The sequence below is a fragment of the Acinetobacter sp. 102 genome (assembly GCF_037028485.1).
Lineage (GTDB): Bacteria > Pseudomonadota > Gammaproteobacteria > Pseudomonadales > Moraxellaceae > Acinetobacter > Acinetobacter higginsii.
Map to the genome: position 1 here is coordinate 190,862 of NZ_JAZEZK010000007.1, position 17,528 is coordinate 208,389.

Annotated in this window: 22 protein-coding genes; 9 read left to right on the top strand and 13 right to left on the bottom strand. The window is 41.1% G+C overall.

From position 1 onward, the window contains the following. Positions 1-4 precede the first annotated feature (4 nt). Positions 5-349, bottom strand: coding sequence for an EF-hand domain-containing protein (locus WA352_RS09190; RefSeq protein WP_336142158.1), 345 nt, complete (start codon positions 347-349; stop codon positions 5-7). 84 nt (positions 350-433) lie between these two features. On the opposite strand from WA352_RS09190, the gene WA352_RS09195 reads away from it, so the two are divergent. Both WA352_RS09195 and WA352_RS09200 read left to right on the top strand, forming a co-directional pair. Then, entirely contained in the window at positions 434-937 is a 504-nt protein-coding gene (locus WA352_RS09195) for a DUF6586 family protein (protein ID WP_005192240.1), read from the top strand. Between the two features lie 103 nt (positions 938-1,040). Next, positions 1,041-1,319: a hypothetical protein gene (locus WA352_RS09200; RefSeq protein WP_005200271.1), complete on the top strand. Its 279-nt coding sequence runs from the start codon at positions 1,041-1,043 to the stop codon at positions 1,317-1,319. Between the two features lie 54 nt (positions 1,320-1,373). Here the strand turns inward: WA352_RS09200 and WA352_RS09205 are convergent, their stop codons facing one another. The 4 genes from WA352_RS09205 to WA352_RS09220 form a co-directional block, all read right to left on the bottom strand. After that, positions 1,374-3,089, bottom strand: a complete 1,716-nt coding sequence (locus WA352_RS09205) for a cation:proton antiporter (RefSeq protein WP_336142164.1) — start codon at positions 3,087-3,089, stop codon at positions 1,374-1,376. 225 nt (positions 3,090-3,314) lie between these two features. Next, positions 3,315-3,470 carry a 50S ribosomal protein L33 gene (rpmG, locus tag WA352_RS09210; RefSeq protein WP_003654787.1) on the bottom strand — a complete coding sequence of 52 codons (156 nt, stop codon included), beginning with the start codon at positions 3,468-3,470 and terminating at the stop codon, positions 3,315-3,317. Positions 3,471-3,482: 12 nt separating this feature from the next. Further along, complete coding sequence (gene rpmB / locus WA352_RS09215; RefSeq protein WP_004649871.1) at positions 3,483-3,719, bottom strand: 50S ribosomal protein L28; 237 nt, start codon at positions 3,717-3,719, stop codon at positions 3,483-3,485. A 168-nt stretch (positions 3,720-3,887) separates the two neighbouring features. Further along, positions 3,888-5,342: a coniferyl aldehyde dehydrogenase gene (locus WA352_RS09220; protein WP_336142168.1), complete on the bottom strand. Its 1,455-nt coding sequence runs from the start codon at positions 5,340-5,342 to the stop codon at positions 3,888-3,890. A gap of 121 nt (positions 5,343-5,463) precedes the next feature. Between WA352_RS09220 and WA352_RS09225 the strand changes: the two genes are divergently transcribed. The 5 genes from WA352_RS09225 (at position 5,464) to WA352_RS09245 (ending at position 9,131) form a co-directional block, all read left to right on the top strand. Next, entirely contained in the window at positions 5,464-6,153 is a 690-nt protein-coding gene (locus WA352_RS09225; protein ID WP_336142170.1) for a TetR/AcrR family transcriptional regulator, read from the top strand. A gap of 88 nt (positions 6,154-6,241) precedes the next feature. Beyond that, positions 6,242-7,105 (top strand): formyltetrahydrofolate deformylase, encoded by an 864-nt coding sequence (gene purU / locus WA352_RS09230; protein ID WP_004802565.1) that lies wholly within the window; start codon positions 6,242-6,244, stop codon positions 7,103-7,105. A 207-nt stretch (positions 7,106-7,312) separates the two neighbouring features. After that, the gene (locus WA352_RS09235) at positions 7,313-8,062 is read left to right on the top strand and encodes an energy transducer TonB family protein (RefSeq protein WP_004802567.1); all 750 of its coding nucleotides are present in this window, start codon (positions 7,313-7,315) and stop codon (positions 8,060-8,062) included. A 42-nt stretch (positions 8,063-8,104) separates the two neighbouring features. Continuing rightward, positions 8,105-8,725, top strand: a complete 621-nt coding sequence (locus tag WA352_RS09240; protein ID WP_004655971.1) for a MotA/TolQ/ExbB proton channel family protein — start codon at positions 8,105-8,107, stop codon at positions 8,723-8,725. A gap of 1 nt (position 8,726) precedes the next feature. Beyond that, positions 8,727-9,131: an ExbD/TolR family protein gene (locus tag WA352_RS09245; protein WP_004802569.1), complete on the top strand. Its 405-nt coding sequence runs from the start codon at positions 8,727-8,729 to the stop codon at positions 9,129-9,131. Positions 9,132-9,184: 53 nt separating this feature from the next. Here the strand turns inward: WA352_RS09245 and msrA are convergent, their stop codons facing one another. The 5 genes from msrA to thyA form a co-directional block, all read right to left on the bottom strand. Then, positions 9,185-9,709 carry a peptide-methionine (S)-S-oxide reductase MsrA gene (msrA, locus tag WA352_RS09250; RefSeq protein WP_336142173.1) on the bottom strand — a complete coding sequence of 175 codons (525 nt, stop codon included), beginning with the start codon at positions 9,707-9,709 and terminating at the stop codon, positions 9,185-9,187. Positions 9,710-9,815: 106 nt separating this feature from the next. Continuing rightward, entirely contained in the window at positions 9,816-10,292 is a 477-nt protein-coding gene (locus WA352_RS09255; protein ID WP_336142175.1) for an META domain-containing protein, read from the bottom strand. 125 nt (positions 10,293-10,417) lie between these two features. Then, on the bottom strand, positions 10,418-11,473 hold the full coding sequence (locus tag WA352_RS09260) for an Lnb N-terminal periplasmic domain-containing protein (RefSeq protein ID WP_302924778.1): 1,056 nt from the start codon (positions 11,471-11,473) through the stop codon (positions 10,418-10,420). Between the two features lie 18 nt (positions 11,474-11,491). Next, complete coding sequence (locus WA352_RS09265) at positions 11,492-12,001, bottom strand: dihydrofolate reductase (RefSeq protein ID WP_005315240.1); 510 nt, start codon at positions 11,999-12,001, stop codon at positions 11,492-11,494. Positions 12,002-12,026: 25 nt separating this feature from the next. Further along, positions 12,027-12,869 carry a thymidylate synthase gene (thyA, locus tag WA352_RS09270; protein ID WP_336142179.1) on the bottom strand — a complete coding sequence of 281 codons (843 nt, stop codon included), beginning with the start codon at positions 12,867-12,869 and terminating at the stop codon, positions 12,027-12,029. Between the two features lie 172 nt (positions 12,870-13,041). Between thyA and WA352_RS09275 the strand changes: the two genes are divergently transcribed. Next, positions 13,042-13,866: a YwqG family protein gene (locus WA352_RS09275; RefSeq protein WP_336142182.1), complete on the top strand. Its 825-nt coding sequence runs from the start codon at positions 13,042-13,044 to the stop codon at positions 13,864-13,866. A 50-nt stretch (positions 13,867-13,916) separates the two neighbouring features. Here WA352_RS09275 and WA352_RS09280 read toward each other — a convergent pair whose 3' ends face one another. The 3 genes from WA352_RS09280 to WA352_RS09290 all read right to left on the bottom strand — a co-directional run bounded on the left by WA352_RS09280 (position 13,917) and on the right by WA352_RS09290 (position 16,162). Next, positions 13,917-14,492, bottom strand: a complete 576-nt coding sequence (locus WA352_RS09280; protein ID WP_004655958.1) for a xanthine phosphoribosyltransferase — start codon at positions 14,490-14,492, stop codon at positions 13,917-13,919. A gap of 88 nt (positions 14,493-14,580) precedes the next feature. Next, entirely contained in the window at positions 14,581-15,285 is a 705-nt protein-coding gene (locus tag WA352_RS09285; protein ID WP_336142185.1) for a DUF3108 domain-containing protein, read from the bottom strand. Between the two features lie 196 nt (positions 15,286-15,481). Next, entirely contained in the window at positions 15,482-16,162 is a 681-nt protein-coding gene (locus WA352_RS09290) for a hypothetical protein (protein ID WP_004802578.1), read from the bottom strand. A 240-nt stretch (positions 16,163-16,402) separates the two neighbouring features. Here WA352_RS09290 and WA352_RS09295 point away from each other — a divergent pair, with 240 nt between their 5' ends. Further along, complete coding sequence (locus WA352_RS09295) at positions 16,403-17,290, top strand: energy transducer TonB (RefSeq protein ID WP_004802579.1); 888 nt, start codon at positions 16,403-16,405, stop codon at positions 17,288-17,290. Positions 17,291-17,528: the final 238 nt, after the last annotated feature.

Genomic DNA, 17,528 nt, shown 5'->3' on the forward strand with positions numbered 1-17,528 from the left:
ACCGTTATTTACCCCAAGTTGAACCCCAGCCCTGACAAGGGTTCGAAAAATATTGATAGATATTGATCATTTCTTGCTGGTCGATCAGACCATTGTGATTGAGGTCTAAGGCTTTAAAGATTTTTATTCTTTTGGAATCGATTGTGAGGACCTGTTTTTGCCAAGCAACGGGTTGGCCTCGTAACTGGATCAGTTTTTTCCATTCATTTTGATCGATCATTTGATCATGGTTTACATCATAATCTGTATAGAGCTTTTCCCAGTCTAATCCTGCTGGCTCACAGCTATAGGTAGTTGGGATGACCATACAGCATATTAAGCTCAGTATGGCTTGTTGAATATGACGCATGGGTAGGCTCAAAAGATATTGATTTTATCATTAAAGCATTTAATCTTAAGCTATCCAAGCGAAAGGATCTTGAAGGAAAATATTATGTCCCGTGTTGCTCGTTATCATGCAGATCGTACCAATCAAAAACTGTATTTTGCTCGTCTTGCATGTCAACAAGCGGAGCAAACTGAGCATATTCAGCAGGCACAGGCTTATCGCGAAGCTGCGGTTTTCCATTTGCATGGTGCACTTTTAGCTTTCTTGCAGGAACTGGTGCGTTATTACCGTCTCAATGATTTACAGCCGACCTTTAAATCGATTGAAGAGCATATGGCAGATAAAGGGCAGGTTTCACCTGAAGTTTTAGTTTTGCAGCAATTGGCTAAAGATGGTTTTGTGGCAGAGTTAAAGCGTGCATACCGTATGTGTCAATATGCACCTGAGCCAACAGCACCTGAACCTGAAAATGAGACGTCCTCAAACCTAATCATCAAGGTCACCCAAAGCCCACAGGCTTGGTTGCCCGATGCCAAAATTTTACGTGAGTGGCATCGTGAATTGAGTCATTTAATTGATGGTTTCCGTAATGAAATGGTTGAGTTCTAAGTCGAATGTTTAAAGCGACTTGAAATCTATGCCAACAGTACTTATATAAATAAGACGTGAGCGCAAAATACTTTGCCACCATGTTGAAGCATGGAGAAAATTTATGTCAATGCAACAGTTAAAAGAATTATTTGGTAATCAAGAAGCAGTTCTTGAGTTGGTCCAACTCGAAGGTGGTGAGTTGGCTTTGCGCAATGCGGGTTCTGAAAATGAGCCTTTAGTGAAGATACAGTTTAGTGATGAGGTCAAAGCCATACTTGGCGATCAAACAGCAACTGTCGCACAGCACATGATTCAAGCGGCTTTGTTTGGTCTGTTAGAAAAGCAGATGAATGAGTGGCAGGCCGAAGTCGTCGATGAGCAACCTCCACACTTGAGCTAATCTCACAGAATAAAAAAGCGTACTTAAAGTACGCTTTTTTATTTTTGAACATATTTAGTGGGCTTCGGATTGATGCGCCAGTTCGATTTGACTGAGAATATGATGGCTCATATTTTTTGCCATTTCTTCTTTGGCATAGAACACTTCACCAATATTTTCTTCGCGTATCACCACAGCTTCTTCTTTACTCTCTGCGCAAATAAGGACCTGAATTTCAGGATTTAGCTGTTTTGAAATGTCCACGATACGATGAATATCTAAAATATCCATCGGTGAAATGACCAGCAAACGGGCATGTTGAATATGTGCCTGAATCAATACATTGGGTTCAGTCGCTTCACCACTGACCGCGGCAATGCCTTGGCTACGTAGTTTTTCAACAATTTCACGATTTTCTTCAGCAATCACCACTTTGATATTTTGTTGCATCAGGTTTTCACTGATACGACGGCCTACACCACCATAGCCAATAATCACCACCTGATCGCGTAGATAAGCTTGATCTACCTCATCTGGTAACATGGCCAGTGGGTCACCACTACGTTCTAATAAACGTGCTAAATGCGAGCGTTCACGAATCCAGCGCTGTACAGGTTCAATTGCAGAGAACACAAATGAGTTCAGGGTAATCGAGAACAATGCGCCGGCAAGAATCAGGTTTTGGGCATCAGGTGTAAGTAAGCCTAATGATAAACCGAGTGTCGCCAAGATAAAGGAGAACTCACCGATTTGCGCCAAACTTGCGCCTACGGTTAAGGCGGTATTGATTGGGTAGCGGAAGAACAATACCAGAGCCATAGCTGCTAAGGTCTTGCCCACCATGATAATCGCAACGACAGCTAAAATACGTAAAGGCTCTTCTACCAGAATGCTCGGATCAAACAGCATGCCGACTGAAACAAAAAACAAAATTGCGAAAATTTCACGTAATGGCAATGTTTCTTCTTCCGCACGGTGGCTAAAGTCGGACTCTTTTACCACCATACCCGCAAAGAATGCGCCAAGCGCCATGGATACGCCGAACACCGCGTAAGAGCCGTATGCTATTGAAACCGCAGCTGCAACAACAGTGAGTGTAAACAGCTCACGAGAACCTAAACGTGCCACGAATTGCATGATCATTGGTACAAGTCGTTTACCAATAATCAGCATGAAGGCGATAAAGCCTGTCACTTTGAGCAGGGTAATACCAATCGTGATCCAGATGCTTTGCGATGTATCTGTCCCAGGTAGTGCCTGTCCACCGAGTAATACCGCTGTTGCGGGTAGAAGGACCAAGGCTAAAACCATCACGAGGTCTTCAACCAAGAGCCAGCCGACAGCAATTTTTCCATTCACTGAGTCAAGTAAGCCACGATCACCCAATGCCTTGAGCAGAACAACAGTGCTGGCACAAGATAAGCTTAGGCCGAAGATCAGTGCCGAGCCAAAGCTCCAGCCCCAAAGCATAGAAACTGCAATCCCGAGTAAGGTTGCAACCGCAATCTGTAGAATTGCGCCAGGCACAGCAATACGGCGTACTTGCAGTAAATCTTTGAGGGAGAAATGCATCCCGACACCGAACATGAGGAACATCACCCCTAGTTCAGCCAGCTGATTGGCGAGCTTCATATCGCCGACCACACCAGGGGTATTGGGGCTAATAATAATGCCTGCAACTAAATAACCAATCAAAGGAGGGAGACGTAGACGTGCTGCGATATAGCCAAAAATAAGGGCCATACCAAAACCAACAGCAAGTAATATAATTAAATCAACATCATGTGGCATTGTGGTTCCTTAATCGTTGCGGTTAAGGGAAAAATAAATGAGCATAAAACATGCCAAGAAAACAGCGAATAAAGTGTAACAAGTAAAATCGAATTTGTTGATGACAATTTTTTTATTTATCAAAAAAAATCATGTAAACCGCAGTTTCATTTCTTTTGCATTATGACCATTTTTAGGCCAAAAAAAACGACTTCAAATGAAGTCGTTTTTTTTAAAGAACTAAAATTATTTAATTTTAGCTTCTTTGAAGATTACGTGTTGACGGATTTTTGGATCAAATTTTTTGATTTCCATTTTTTCCGGCATAGTACGTTTGTTCTTAGTAGTGGTATAGAAATAACCAGTACCAGCTGTAGAAACGAGGCGAATCTTATCACGCATTGTTCAGACTCCTTAGATCTTTTGACCTTGAGCACGGAGATCAGCAACAACTTTCTCGATACCCAATTTATCAATAATACGCATACCTTTAGTAGTTAGACGAAGACGTACAAAACGCTTTTCGCTTTCTAACCAAAAACGGTGGTGGTGCAGGTTCGGCTCGAACCGGCGTTTGGTTTTGTTGTTTGCGTGCGATACGTTGTTACCAACGATAGGACGCTTGCCGGTAACTTGGCAAACCTTAGACATGGTGAACTCCATTGCTAGTTTATATAGCACTGTTTCGTGCAACTAGCCATTCAAGTAAACGGATGAAATCATTCAAGGGGCGTTTTATACCAAAAATACGATTAAAAGACAAGCGAATTTAGTAAAAACAAGGCATGAACTGGTGTGATAGCTCATGCCTTAACCAGCTTAACGAAATAGTGTTTTTAAAAGCAGTTTGTGCGTTGCTTTATTATACGGCGGTAGGATGAATTTTAAACTGTAAAGTTTAGGGCTTACCGGATTTGACATCATTGAACGTTCATGTGAGAAGCTAAAGAAACCTTCTTTACCATGATATTTGCCCATACCTGATGCACCAATGCCCCCAAATGGCAGATCATCCTGCGCCACGTGGGTAAGAACTTGGTTGATACCAAAATGTCCTGAATGGGTACGTCCTGCGACATAATCAGCACGTGCACTATCGATATCGAAGTAATAGAAAGCTAATGGACGTGGACGACTATTAATGAACTGAAGCGCATCATCGATATGGTCGTATTCTAAAATAGGCAGAATTGGACCAAAGATCTCATTCTTCATAATTTCCATTTCAGTGGTCACGCCCGTTAATAAGGTCGGCGCAATCTTACGAACTTCAGTTAAAGACTCGTTCTTAGCATTTAGTTCAACAATCGTTGCACCTTGGTCACGAGCATCCTCTAAATAACCTTGCAGACGATTATATTGTTTGTCATTCACAATAGAGGTGTAGTCGTTATTGTCACGCAAGCTTGGGTACATCGTGGTCACAAAGTCATTGTAGTGCTTGGTGAACTCTGCTGTTTTACCTTTAGGCAGGAACATATAGTCTGGCGCAACACAGGTTTGACCTGCATTCCATAGCTTACCCACGGCAATACGTTGTGCGACATCACGAATGTTCATAGATGAATGCACCAGTGCTGGAGACTTACCACCTAACTCTAAAATCACTGGAACAAGATTCTCTGCAGCAGCAGCCATGACTGTTTTACCGACAGAGGTCGAGCCTGTAAAAATCAATTTATCAAATGCAAGGTGACTGAATGCATCTGAAATCGCACCGCCGCCATTGACGACAGCAACCAATTCTTGTGGAAATGCTTCTGAAAGGGCATTTTCAAGCACATAACCAAAATTTGAAGAAGCACTCGAAATTTTGATCATGGTATGGTTACCAGCAGCCAAAGCACAGATCAGTGGGCCGACTGAAAGTAATAAAGGGTAGTTCCATGGCGCAATTACCCCGATGACACCCAATGGTTGATATTCTACCCAGCCCTTTGCTGGTTGGTGTAACATGCTGATATGGCGTTTAGATGGTTTCATCCATTCAGTTAAGTTCTTGCTATAGTATTTGATATGTTCTAGACAAGTCAGAACTTCGCCAATTTTGGTTTCCATAATGGCACGGTTGCCATAATCTTGACTAATTGCGTTAGCAAATTGATCTTGATACTTTATCAGGATGTTTTTAAGTCGAGCTAAGCGTTCAATACGTTCTTTGGCGCTTGGCACAGGATGGCGTTGGTAAGCTGCTTTTTGCTGCTCAAGCAAATCATGTAGCCGTTTCACATCAACATGAGGTGTCATAGCGGTTGTTTTTGTTTGACTGTTCATAGGAGTGGACCAAAAGAAAGCTTATTATTTTTTAATTTTTAGAGTAAATACTCTAAAGTGTCAAGTCGCTTTATAGGTTTGTTTTATAACCTATTGATTATGTTATAGATGGTTGCAATCAATGTCACACGTTAAACCGAACAAAACAAAAGATAGAATTTTGCAAATCAGTTTGCAGTTGTTTAATGAGCGCGGAGAACGTTCGGTCACAACCAATCACATTGCGGCTGAACTGGGAATTAGCCCTGGTAATTTGTATTATCATTTCCGTAATAAACAAGAAATTATCAAAGAATTGGCACAGCAGTATCAGGCTGAAACCTTGGAAATGTTGGCCTTACCAACGGATCGACCATTAAACGCCAATGATAAAATTAGTTATTTTCAAGTATTGAGTAATCAGCTATGGGCTTATCGTTTTATTCACCGTGATGTCTATCATCTGGTCGAAAATAATGAAGACTTCCGAAAAATCTATCCACGTTTTGCCGGACAGGTGATGCAGCAGGGGCAAAGAATTTATCGTGCCTTCGTAGATGCGGGTCTGATGAAAATGACCGATTCAGAAATTGAAGCCTTGATCATCAACTTGTGGATTGTGCTGACCAACTTCTTATATATGTCTGGTCATATCAGCGATAACAATCGTCTGGAAGAAAAGTGGGTTTGGCAAGCATTGCGACAAATGGTGTTCTTAGAAGGACCATATTTAATGGGTGAAAGTCGCCAAACCTATGAGCAGTTATTGAAATCACTTGGACCGTCAGACTTGTTCGCGAGTTTGTCTAATCTTAAAAATGATGATGAATAGATCGTCAGCAGCTATTTAGTCAATAGCAAAAAAGGGTTAGAATGCTCGGCTTGATTTTAATTTGATTCGAATAAGTGATATTAACCAAATGAACACGACTACAGCCCACACAGCGCGATTACTGATTACTTGTGAAGACAAGCCGGGGATCGTGCAAGCCGTATCGAGCTTTTTGTATCATCAGGGAGCAAACATTACCGCACTTGATCAGTACGCAACAGAAGCTCAAGGCGGGCGTTATTTCATGCGTGTTGAGTTTGAGATTGATCATTTGCAGTCTCGTAAAGAAGCGTTGATGCAGACCTTTGCTGCCAATGTTGCTGAACGTTATGAGATGCAATGGAAGCTTACTTTTGTTGGTGAGTTGAAAAAGGTCGGTATTTTAGTTTCTAAAGTAGACCATGCTTTATTGGAATTGTTATGGCGCCATGCACGTGGTTCATTGCCATGTGAAATTACCCAAGTCATTTCAAACCACCCAGATTTGCGTGAATCGGTTGAAAACTTTGGTATCCCATTCCATGTTGTACCGGTTAATAAAGACAATAAAGTTGAAGCGTATGCTCAAATTGATGAAATGATGCAGGGCAATGATCTATTGATCTTGGCGCGTTATATGCAGATTTTGAGTGAAGACTTTGTTGCTAAGTGGGAAATGAAGATCATCAATATTCATCATTCTTTCCTGCCTGCTTTCGTGGGTGCAAATCCATACAAGCAAGCCTATGAGAAAGGAGTGAAGCTGATTGGTGCAACCGCACACTATGTGACAGCTGATCTCGATCAAGGCCCAATCATTGAGCAAGATGTTGAACGTGTGAGCCACGATTATAACGTTGAGCAGTTACGTGAGTTAGGCGAAGACGTTGAACGTAACGTATTGGCACGTGCAGTAAAATGGCATTTAGAAGACCGTATCATTGTGGATGGAAACAAAACAGTGGTGTTCTAATTCATCGCTTTGTTTCAATATGTAAAGAGAACATGTCGAAAGGCATGTTTTTTTATACCTATTTTTCAATGGTTAGTGAATATACAAGAAAAAATAGTTGCAAATGAAAACACTTCTCATTTATTATTACGGCACTTTCATTGTTCTATCCGATGAGTGGAATCGTTTTTTTGAAAGCGTCACCATCTATTAGGTACTTAGATTCTTATGAGTCAATCTCCTGCTACATTCAACACGCCACACCCGATGAAAAAGAAAATCATCGCTGCCTTAGTTGCAGTTGTGATTGGACATGTAGGAGTTCTGTGGGCGGTGAGCCACATGAAAACGATTGAGTTAAGACCAATCGAAAAAGAACCGCTTAAGGTGAAGTTCGTTAAGATTAAAGAACCACCTAAACCTGAACCACCGAAACCAAAAGAACAGCCAAAACCTGAACCTAAAAAAGAAGTGAAGGAAGTTAAGGTCGTTGAAAAACCTTTGCCTCCACCGAAAAAGATTGAAAAGGTTCAACAGGTCAAAGAAGCACCAAAACCTGTTCTTCAAAAAACTGAACAAAAGATTGAACCTAAAGTTGAGACCAAAGTCGTTACCACAGTTACTGAAAAAGTAGTGGAAAAACCACAACCCGTTCAGGAAGTAACGAAACCTCAACCTGCTGCTGATCCATCACCAAAACGTGTATCGATTGGTGGTTCAGGGGTTCAATGGAGTCGTTCACCGAAATTATCTGTTACAGCAAAAGATTTAGATAACCAAACACGCTCAGTGATGGTACTGATTGAAGCTGATGAGAAAGGTAAAATTACCAATGCACGTATTACACGTAGTAGTGGTATACCAAATCTCGATGAAAAAGTTTTACGTGCTGTAAGAAGTGCGAAATTTAAACCGTATATGGAAAATGGTGTTGCTTACCCGATTCGAGCAGAGCAGCCGTTTGATCTTAGTCCTTAATAAATTTGAGTCCTTGCGACAGATTAAATCAGGAGTTCGTATATGAACTTTTCAGTTTATTGGCAACATGCAGATGCAGTAAGTAAAACACTGTATTTCATCCTTTTAGCAATGTCGATTGCGACGTGGACTATTTTCATTCTGCGCCTATTAGGAACACGCCAATTAAAACAACAAGCTTATACTCAACTTGTTCAAGCTTTGGCTACGCTTAAATCAAAGTTACAGCCATTATCGTTTGAACAACGTAAAGCTGTCGCTGAGCAAGCATTGCTTCGCCAAATCTCTGCAGAGAAATCTCAAGCAGAAAAAGGTGTATCAGTTCTTGGAACGATTGCTTCACTTGCGCCGTTCGTGGGCTTATTTGGTACAGTATGGGGTATTTTCCATGCCTTGGTTGCGGTGGGCAAAAGTGGTCAAGCTGGCCTAGCTCAGGTTGCAACCCCAGTGGGTGAGGCGCTGATCATGACCGGTCTTGGTCTTGCAGTGGCGATTCCAGCGGTGATGGCCTATAACATTTGTGTACGTTTCAATCGTGGCTTAGCACATGATTTACAAGATCAAGCACATAGCTTGTTAATCGATACCATGTTGCAGCAAGAAACAGCGGCAAAAACAGAAACTAAAGCGACTCAACAAAGTTTAGTTGGAGGTCAAGCTTAAAATGGGCTTTCAATTGGGTGAAGACCACGACAGTGGCATGAATGAGATGAATCTCATTCCTCTGATCGACATTATGTTGGTATTGATGATTATCTTTTTAGTCACAGCAACGGTTGCTAACCCATCAATTCCATTAAGTTTACCAAAAACCACTGCTGAAATTGTAGATCCACCACCAAAAGCGATCACCATTAGTATTAATGACAAAGGTGAAGTGGCTTGGGATGCGCAGATTATTAGCTTAGAAGAGCTAGAAAAGCGTTTCCAAGAGGCGGGACAGGCTGCGACCAAACCAACTGTGCAGTTACGTGCAGATAAAGAATCAAAATACGATACGGTTGCGCAAGTGATGTCTCGTGCCAGCGAAGCAGGCTTAAGTGATATCGCATTCGTCAGTGAAAACTAAGACAGCACGCGATACCAAGAAAAAAGCAACTCATTGAGTTGCTTTTTTTGTGCCTAGGCATCTTTGAGTAGATCAAGGTATTTGGCGCGCAATTTAGATAGCTTAGGCGGAATGCTAAAGTTGCAGTAGCCTTGCGAGGGATTACGTGCAAAGAAGTTCTGATGATACTCTTCTGCAGGGTAGAACGTCGGTGCTGGGCTGAGCTCAGTCACAATATTCAGACCTTCATTTTCCAGATCATGAATAATCTGTTCGGCTTGCTGCTTTTGCTCCTCATTAAAGTAATAAATAACAGAGCGATACTGCGTGCCAATATCGTTACCTTGGCGATTTAAAGTGGTTGGGTCATGCGTCGTAAAAAAGACATTCAGTAGTTGTGAATAGCTAATCTGCTGTTCATCAAAATCAATCAGCACAACTTCTGCGTGTTGAGTATTGCCTTGGCAGACCTGTTCATAGGTTGGGTTTTGGCTAATCCCGCCCGCATAACCACTCACGACTTTTTCTACACCTTTAAGCTGTAGAAATACCGCTTCTACACACCAAAAACATCCACCACCAACGAGCGCTTGTTGCATGAGACTCCCCAATTTTTAATTTTAAGAATGCTACTAAAGTAAACGAAGTGTTGAAAAAGTAAAAGCCCGTGTTCGAAACGAGCTTTTACTTTTTTACGATAACGAATTATGGCAACGGTTGAATCACGGTGACAAAGCTAACCAGAACCTTGCCTGACGCATCCATGAATTTAAGCTCATGGCCTTTCAGCTCGTAATTGGTTGTGCTTGCCAAAGCATTGCTATATTGGCGTGAAAGCGCGCTATTATCTTTGCCGATACAGGCCATCATGGTCGAAGCAATCGGGCCTAAGCGTAAGATAGCACCTTGGCTTTCGAAGCTGCCTTGAATCTGGTTACAACCATCTGCACCAAAGAAATGTTTGCCTTTCGCATCAAATTGAATTGCGGGGCGCTTACCAGAAAGATCATTGCTTGTAATCTCGACACCATTGATATGGGTGGCAATCCAGTTACGACCATAGAGATTGATGCTTTCTTTCTGAGATGCATTGGGAGAGGTTTGGAGAGATTCTGTGGTTGAACAACCGGTCATTGCTACGGCAATTGCCAAAGTACATGTTATTAAAAAAGGCTTTAACATAAAATTTAAGTCCAAATCATTGTGTTTCTATATTTGGCATTAGAATAAAACAACATGGAGTGGAACAGGATATTGCGTATCCTTTTGTAAATGTTCAGGTGTTTTTAATAAAATGAGTGGAAAAATTACTCAGTTTTGGGAAGACCTGTACGAATGACATCCGAAAAATATTCACTGCTTTGGTTAGGCTGTTGCTCATATTGTTCTGCACGCGGATTGATATGTGCCAAGCGATACCATTCTTTCATACTGTAGTTTTGATTGAGCGCCTTCAGATCGTAGAGGTAGTTAGGTAAATAACCTGAGGCCAATAAGCGGTAGTCTTTGGGTAAGCGCTGCGGATTAATCGCTTGAACCATGTCAAAGACCAGCGTGGTGCAGTTACTGGTCAGGGTGTTGTACCATTTGGCTTCTGCGCGCAGTTCATCTGCTTTGTGCAGATATTCAATGAAGAGAGCTTTGCGTTCAGCTGCGGGCATTCTGATCGGGAATAAATAGACTTGTTCATGGCGAACATTACTGCGCGTATAGATCAGATCTTTTTCATCGGATGCGACTAAACTGAGTTCGTATTTACGGAAAAAGCCACCAATCGCAGAAAAATCTTCGCCTTTTTCTTTACGAATCTCAATAGAGAATACCAATGGCTTTTGATCTGAAAAATCGAAACTAACCAGCGTATGGGCAATTTGTGGCCCCATCCAGTAGGAGGTAATGACATTGATGCCCGTAATCTTATTCAGATCAATGCTGCGATCTTCCCAATGAATGTCATAGCTGCCATCGGCATGCCAGTCAAAATTTCGCACATTATGCAGCTTTACAAGATCACCATTCTTTTCATAGCTTAGCTGTTCTGCAACCTCAGGATTCCAATCCCGATCCTGTCTTGCTTCTAAGGAAAAATACCAGACCAAAGCACAGGCAAATGCCACACAATAAATAATGATATCGGTGCGACGACTCACCAGATGACCACTGACATAGACGCCAATCAAGCTGAGGGCAAATAAGACCCATAGCGCAATGACGGCTCGACTGAAAAAACTACCTAAGGGTTGCTGAATCCATAAAGCTAGACAGAGCCAGATACTTGAAAGGATCACGCACAAGGTAAACAGACTGTGTAAAAGCCCAATGCCTAAAGCGATGAAAAACTCACGTGATCCAATATTGTGCATGGCAAGCGCGATCCATTCTTATTTTTGGTAGGTCGCAAACTCAAAAGTAACCCCTGATTTCTCATCAGTATGCTGTTCCGAGTTTACTTTGCGAAAGTCATCGGAGATTTTTGGGTAATGTGCATCACCTTGAACGTCAAGATCAACATGAGTTAATTCTAAACGATCCGCAATAGCGAGCGTTTGGGTAAAAATCTCTCCACCCCCAATAATAAATAAGGATGCTTTTTCAGCGTGTTGTGCATCTGTAAGTGCGCCATTAAGTGCATCTTCGATACTATGCGCGACTTTAACCCCGTCAAAATGCCATTCAGGGTCACGGGTAATCACCCAATTGACACGATTCGGTAGACTACGCCCCATAGATTCAAGGGTTTTACGCCCCATAATCACCACACCCCCTTGGGTAATGGCTTTAAAGTGCTTTAGGTCAGCAGAGATATGCCACGGCAAAGCATTGCCTTTACCGATACAGTGATTTTTATCCATTGCAACTACGTGGACAACTTCAGTGCCTTGCCATGCCATTTTATATTCTCTCTAACTAATCGATTTAAACTGCGACAGGTGCTTTAATTGCTGGGTGTGATTCATACCCTACAATTTCAATATCTTCAAATTTAAAATCGAAAATATCGGTAATCTCAGGATTGAGCTTTAATTGACACAACTGTAGCGGCTCACGGCTAAGCTGTAATTGTGCCTGTTCAAAGTGATTGGCATATAAATGCGTATCACCACCTGTCCAGACAAAGTCGCCGACACCTAAACCACAGACCTGAGCAATCATATGGGTCAGTAGGGCATAGCTGGCAATATTAAACGGGACACCCAAAAACACATCGGCACTGCGTTGATACAACTGGCATGACAGTTTGTTATCTTGTACGAAAAATTGGAACAGGGTATGGCAAGGTGGTAATGCCACTTTGCCTGCTTCATTTGGGTTCCAGCCTGACACAATCAAACGACGAGAATTAGGATTGGTTTTAATTTCATTGATCAACCATTTGATCTGATCAAAGCCATCCTGCTGGTAGCTACCATCTTCATTTTGGGTTGCGCCAAAGTTACGCCATTGGTGACCATAAACTGGACCAAGCTCACTTTCAGGACGACCAAAACGGGCAGTTTGTTCCGCGGTTGCCCATTCATCCCAAATTGAAACTTTATTATCTTTGAGATATTGAACGTTGGTATCACCTTTGAGGAACCAAAGTAATTCAATAGCAATAGAGCGAAAATGGACTTTCTTGGTGGTGAGCAGTGGAAAGCCTTTAGAAAGATCAAAGCGCATCTGATGACCAAATACTGAACGTGTACCTGTGCCAGTACGGTCGCCTTTGTCGCCGCCATTGTCGAGGATATGTTGTAAAAGGTCTAAGTAAGTGCGCATCGTGATTCCTAATCGCAAATTTTTATCGGGCTCATCTTATCAGAATTTATGTGATAAATAATGGGTCAATTGAGCGTCATTAACTGTCGTAGTGCAGACTTTGTTCTCTATTTAAATTTAGCTGCTTGTTTTATATTAAGTTCTATAAATAAGTACATGGACAAGCAACAAAATGAATTTTAAACCAGAGACTTTGCCGAACAATTTGCAGCCATACCTAGAAAAAATCACGGCGACTATTCTGCCAACCGTCACTATGCAACTGACACCCAGTGATGAATTAACTTTATGGCAAAGTAAAATTGGGGGACAACCTTACTTACCGCTGGATGCGACTTACCCAGTCGATTCGAATGGCAATCCATTGACTTTATTGGCGCAGTTTAATTTTGGCGAAATCCCCAATTTAGCTCATTTTCCAGACCAAGGAATTTTACAGTTCTACATCGCTGCCGATGATTTGTATGGAATGAATTTTGATGACCAACAACAGCAATCGGGTTTTAAAGTGTTGTACTTCGAGCAGGTCATTGAAGATGCTTCACAATTAAAACAAGACTTCTCTGAAGTTCAGCTGAGTGAAGATGATTATTTGCCATTTACGGGGCAATACGCGATTGAATTTAGCCTGACTTCTCAGCCAATTAGCCTCGGTGATTTTGCCTTTGCACCAAAGATTTTAGGCGTCGATGAACTGTATGATTTTGAAGATCAATTTGAAGGTGGGGATTTCGAGGATGATTTTATCGAGCCTTATGATGAATTGGCCTCTGCAAGTGGACATCGTTTAGGCGGTTATCCTTATTTTACCCAAACTGACCCACGTCAATATAATGAAAAAGTTCAAGATTATGTGCTGCTTTTTCAGCTCGATACTGATGATGCGGAAAACGAGATTATGTGGGGCGATTCAGGTGTGGGAAATTTCTTTATTCATCCAGAAGATCTAAAGAAACGAGACTTTTCCAAAGTGCTATATAACTGGGATTGTTGTTAAATAAAAAAAGCGGATGAGTGTTCATCCGCTTTTTTTATCAGTGCTGAATCTTATTCAGTAACAAAAGTAACTTTGCCATCTTCCAAAGATTTAACACGCGCTAACGATTCAACGCGGTAGCCTTTTTCAAGCAATACATCGCGGCCCGGTTGGAATGATTTTTCAATCACAATACCCACCCCAACCACTTCAGCTTTGGCTTGATGAATTAAGTCAATTAGACCTAAGGCAGCTTGACCATTGGCCAAAAAGTCATCAATTACAAGTGCTTTGTCACTTGAACTAATGTGCTTGTTTGAAATCGCAATGGTACTTTCAGTCTGTTTGGTAAACGAGAACACTTTAGAACGGTAAAGGTCGTCTTTCAATGTTAATGACTGGTATTTGCGCGCAAAAATAACAGGAACGCCAAGTTCTAAACCTGCCATGATTGCAGGTGCAATACCTGAGGCTTCGATGGTAATAATTTTAGTAATACCTGCATCTTTAAAGCGAGCGGCAAACTCTTTACCAATCAACTGCATCAACACAGGATCGATTTGGTGGTTTAAGAAAGCATCAACTTTCAAAACCTGATCAGATAGAACGATACCTTCATTTAAGATTTTCTGTTCTAAAGCGTACACGGGAGAATCCTCTAAACGGATGCTTGTTCAAGCAAAGGCATATTTTAAAAAGCATCGAAAAAAATGCAAGCCAAAATTGACCAGATGCTTAGTTTGTTTTACCCGAATAGCCTGTTAATAGCAGACCATATGATGATTTTCCATCATTATGTGCCATTTTGACAGGAAGGTAATCGAGTTTTGGGGCTAACCAGAACACGGTATTACGCTCTGGTTTATCGTGCTGCATCACCACTTTGATGGTACTGAAAGTGCCATAAGGGGTTTTGATATTCTCAGTGCCTTGTTTCACAAAGCGACGTTCATCGATGGCTTTCGCATCTGCAATCAGATACTTGGTTTTCAATGAATTGCTCTTCAAATCTTCACGGATTTGCAGTTCAGCATTGAGTTCATCCAAAGCACCTGCTTGCCATGCAAATGAGCGAGCTGTGTCATCTTTTTTGGTATTCACAACTTTACTATTGGGGTTGAAGTTAATGCTCATCGTGTTGTTGTGAATTAAGATTTTACTGCTGCGACTAAATTTTTGTGAGCTAATCTTATTGTCGGCAAAACTAAATTGACTGGTTTCAGATGCAGAAGCAATACCACCAGCTTTGGCACTGAATTGATAGGTCCAGTTATTGCCTTGTTGAGAAAGAGTACGTGTTGCTGAACCGAGGTTTTTATTGTTGTAGCTGAATTGATAGCTGGCTTGGAAAGGCGCCATTGCCAAGGCATGACTAGAGATGCTTGCACTGAAAATGGCAGCCGAAGTAAGACCCAGTACTTTCAATAATTTCTTTGTCATAACACTATATCCTTTGAGCAATGAAGAATTGAATCGCTCATTTATCATTACGATTTAAAGATATTATGCCTGTAGATTATGAAGAAAAGATCAGGTTTTTTACTAAGCGCTTGTTAATTTTTCGTATAAATCATGAAGATGTATGTTTTGGGTAGCATCTCATGACAAGCAACATGCTACCTCAATGTAAAGGTATTTATTTTTTACGGTCTTTTTGCTGAATCGGGGTAACTTCGCTGTCGTTGAGATCATCTTCGTCAAAGTCATCTTCATTGGAAGGCGATAAAATTGCAGCAAGATTCACATTGCCCCAAACAATCAACTCCGCAGGACGGACACGTGCACGATTGACATGTACTTTACTCAACGTTTCGATAATGCTGGCTTTTTTACCTAACCAACGATTTAAATCGAGGTAAAGTAAATCATCTTGAACTTTCACCACTTCAAAATGTTCTAGGATTTTGCCAAGTGGATCTTCTTCACGGAATTTCTGGTAATACCAAATTGCCACATAAAAGCCCCATTTTTGAAAGATGTTTTTGAATTTGGCTTCAATCACTTGGGTATTGCTGATTTGTTCAAAAACCATCAGTTGCACATTTTGATTCATTTCCATTTGAATCAACTTTAAATCAACCGATAAGGTGGTGTGCAGGCCTTTGACATCGAGGGTGGTGTATAAGCGTAACCAACCGTCATACAGATCAGCATGCAGGTCTTGCATAATGCCCACATTTTCGGTGACATAACGTTCCATCGTGGCATTCACAAAAACTTGTGAAAGTGAAAACTCTCTTTCTTCTTCGATGAATTCTTCTGCTTTTTGGTAAACTTTACGTAGACGTTTAACTACAGATGAAATTAGCGTTTGCATAAAAGTTGTTCCAGAAAGTGAATTGATAAGTAAAGCAATGCCACAATCTTTGTATTCACTAAAAATAAAAATAAATTTCTGACTTGCAGTGTAGCAAAATTAATTGCTACATTTTCATAAATTGATGGTATGGAAACACTGTAACTATAAGTGGGTCACATTTTTGTAAAATTTTGAATATTGGTTTGGTTTTTATACGGTTATGCCGTTGGGGATGGGACATTTTGTCGCTTGAATACCATGTGGAATAAAATAAATTTTCGTTCAGAACTGTCTCCTTATTGGTGGCAAGATCCAATTTTTGTTGGGGCAGTGGCTTTGGCGATGCTTTTGCATGGGGCTGTGTTGGCGATTCAATTTACCATGCCATCACCATCTGACACCTCCACCAAAGAAATTGCCGTCACCGTTCGTCCAAGTACTGAAAAAGTTAAAGATGCAGACTTTTTGGCGCAAGCTGATCAAAAAGGTTCGGGCGATTTCCGTGAAGCACATCGGATGTCGAGCGATATGCCTGCTCCGATGCAAGCGGATGCAACTACAGGTGAAAAAGAGTTAGAAAGTCTGGAGAAAATACAGCAAAAACGAGAGTTAAAATTCGAAGAAAAAGTGCTCATGACGGTTCTGAGTTGGCAAAAGCAAGCCGAACAGAGCGAACGAAAAAAGACCTTGGATGATCTACAAAGTCAGTTTCAAGCCAAAGCTGCTATGGTCGCGAGCTTAGAAGCGCAATATTTACAACGACAACAAAATTTTAGCCGTAAACAACGCATTAAAACGGTCGATGGCATTCAGGCCAAACAAGATGCATCTGCTGCTTATTTAGATAAATTTCGTCAAAAAGTCGAGTTATACGGGAATCGCTATTATCCTGATCAAGCTAAACAACAACGCTTGGCGGGTGAAGTACGCCTCATGGTGATTCTCAATGCAGAAGGGGGAATCCGAGCGATTCGTCTCATTGAAAGTTCTGGGCATGCGATTTTAGATGAGGCAGCCAAAGCATCGGTCCGCCGTGGCGCACCATTTGGACCTTTTGATGCCACGATGAAAAAAGAAATCTCTGAGTTACGTATCATTCGGACTTGGCGTTTTGATCCGGTCGATGCTGAATTTGAAGTGCACTAATTAAGGTGTACTTCTTATTAGAAAATAATGATGGATAAACTAAGAATTAAATATTTATAAAAATCATTTAATTATTTTTTAAAAATCTTCAATATATTTTTAAATTCAATAAAAACAGTTAAGTAAGTTTATTGCTTAAAACTTGAATTGATAATAAAAACAATTATCATTTGCAATGTGTTTTTAGTTAACTCTCCTTTTGAAAATGAATGCATCCTTCTTAAAATTTATCGGGGGA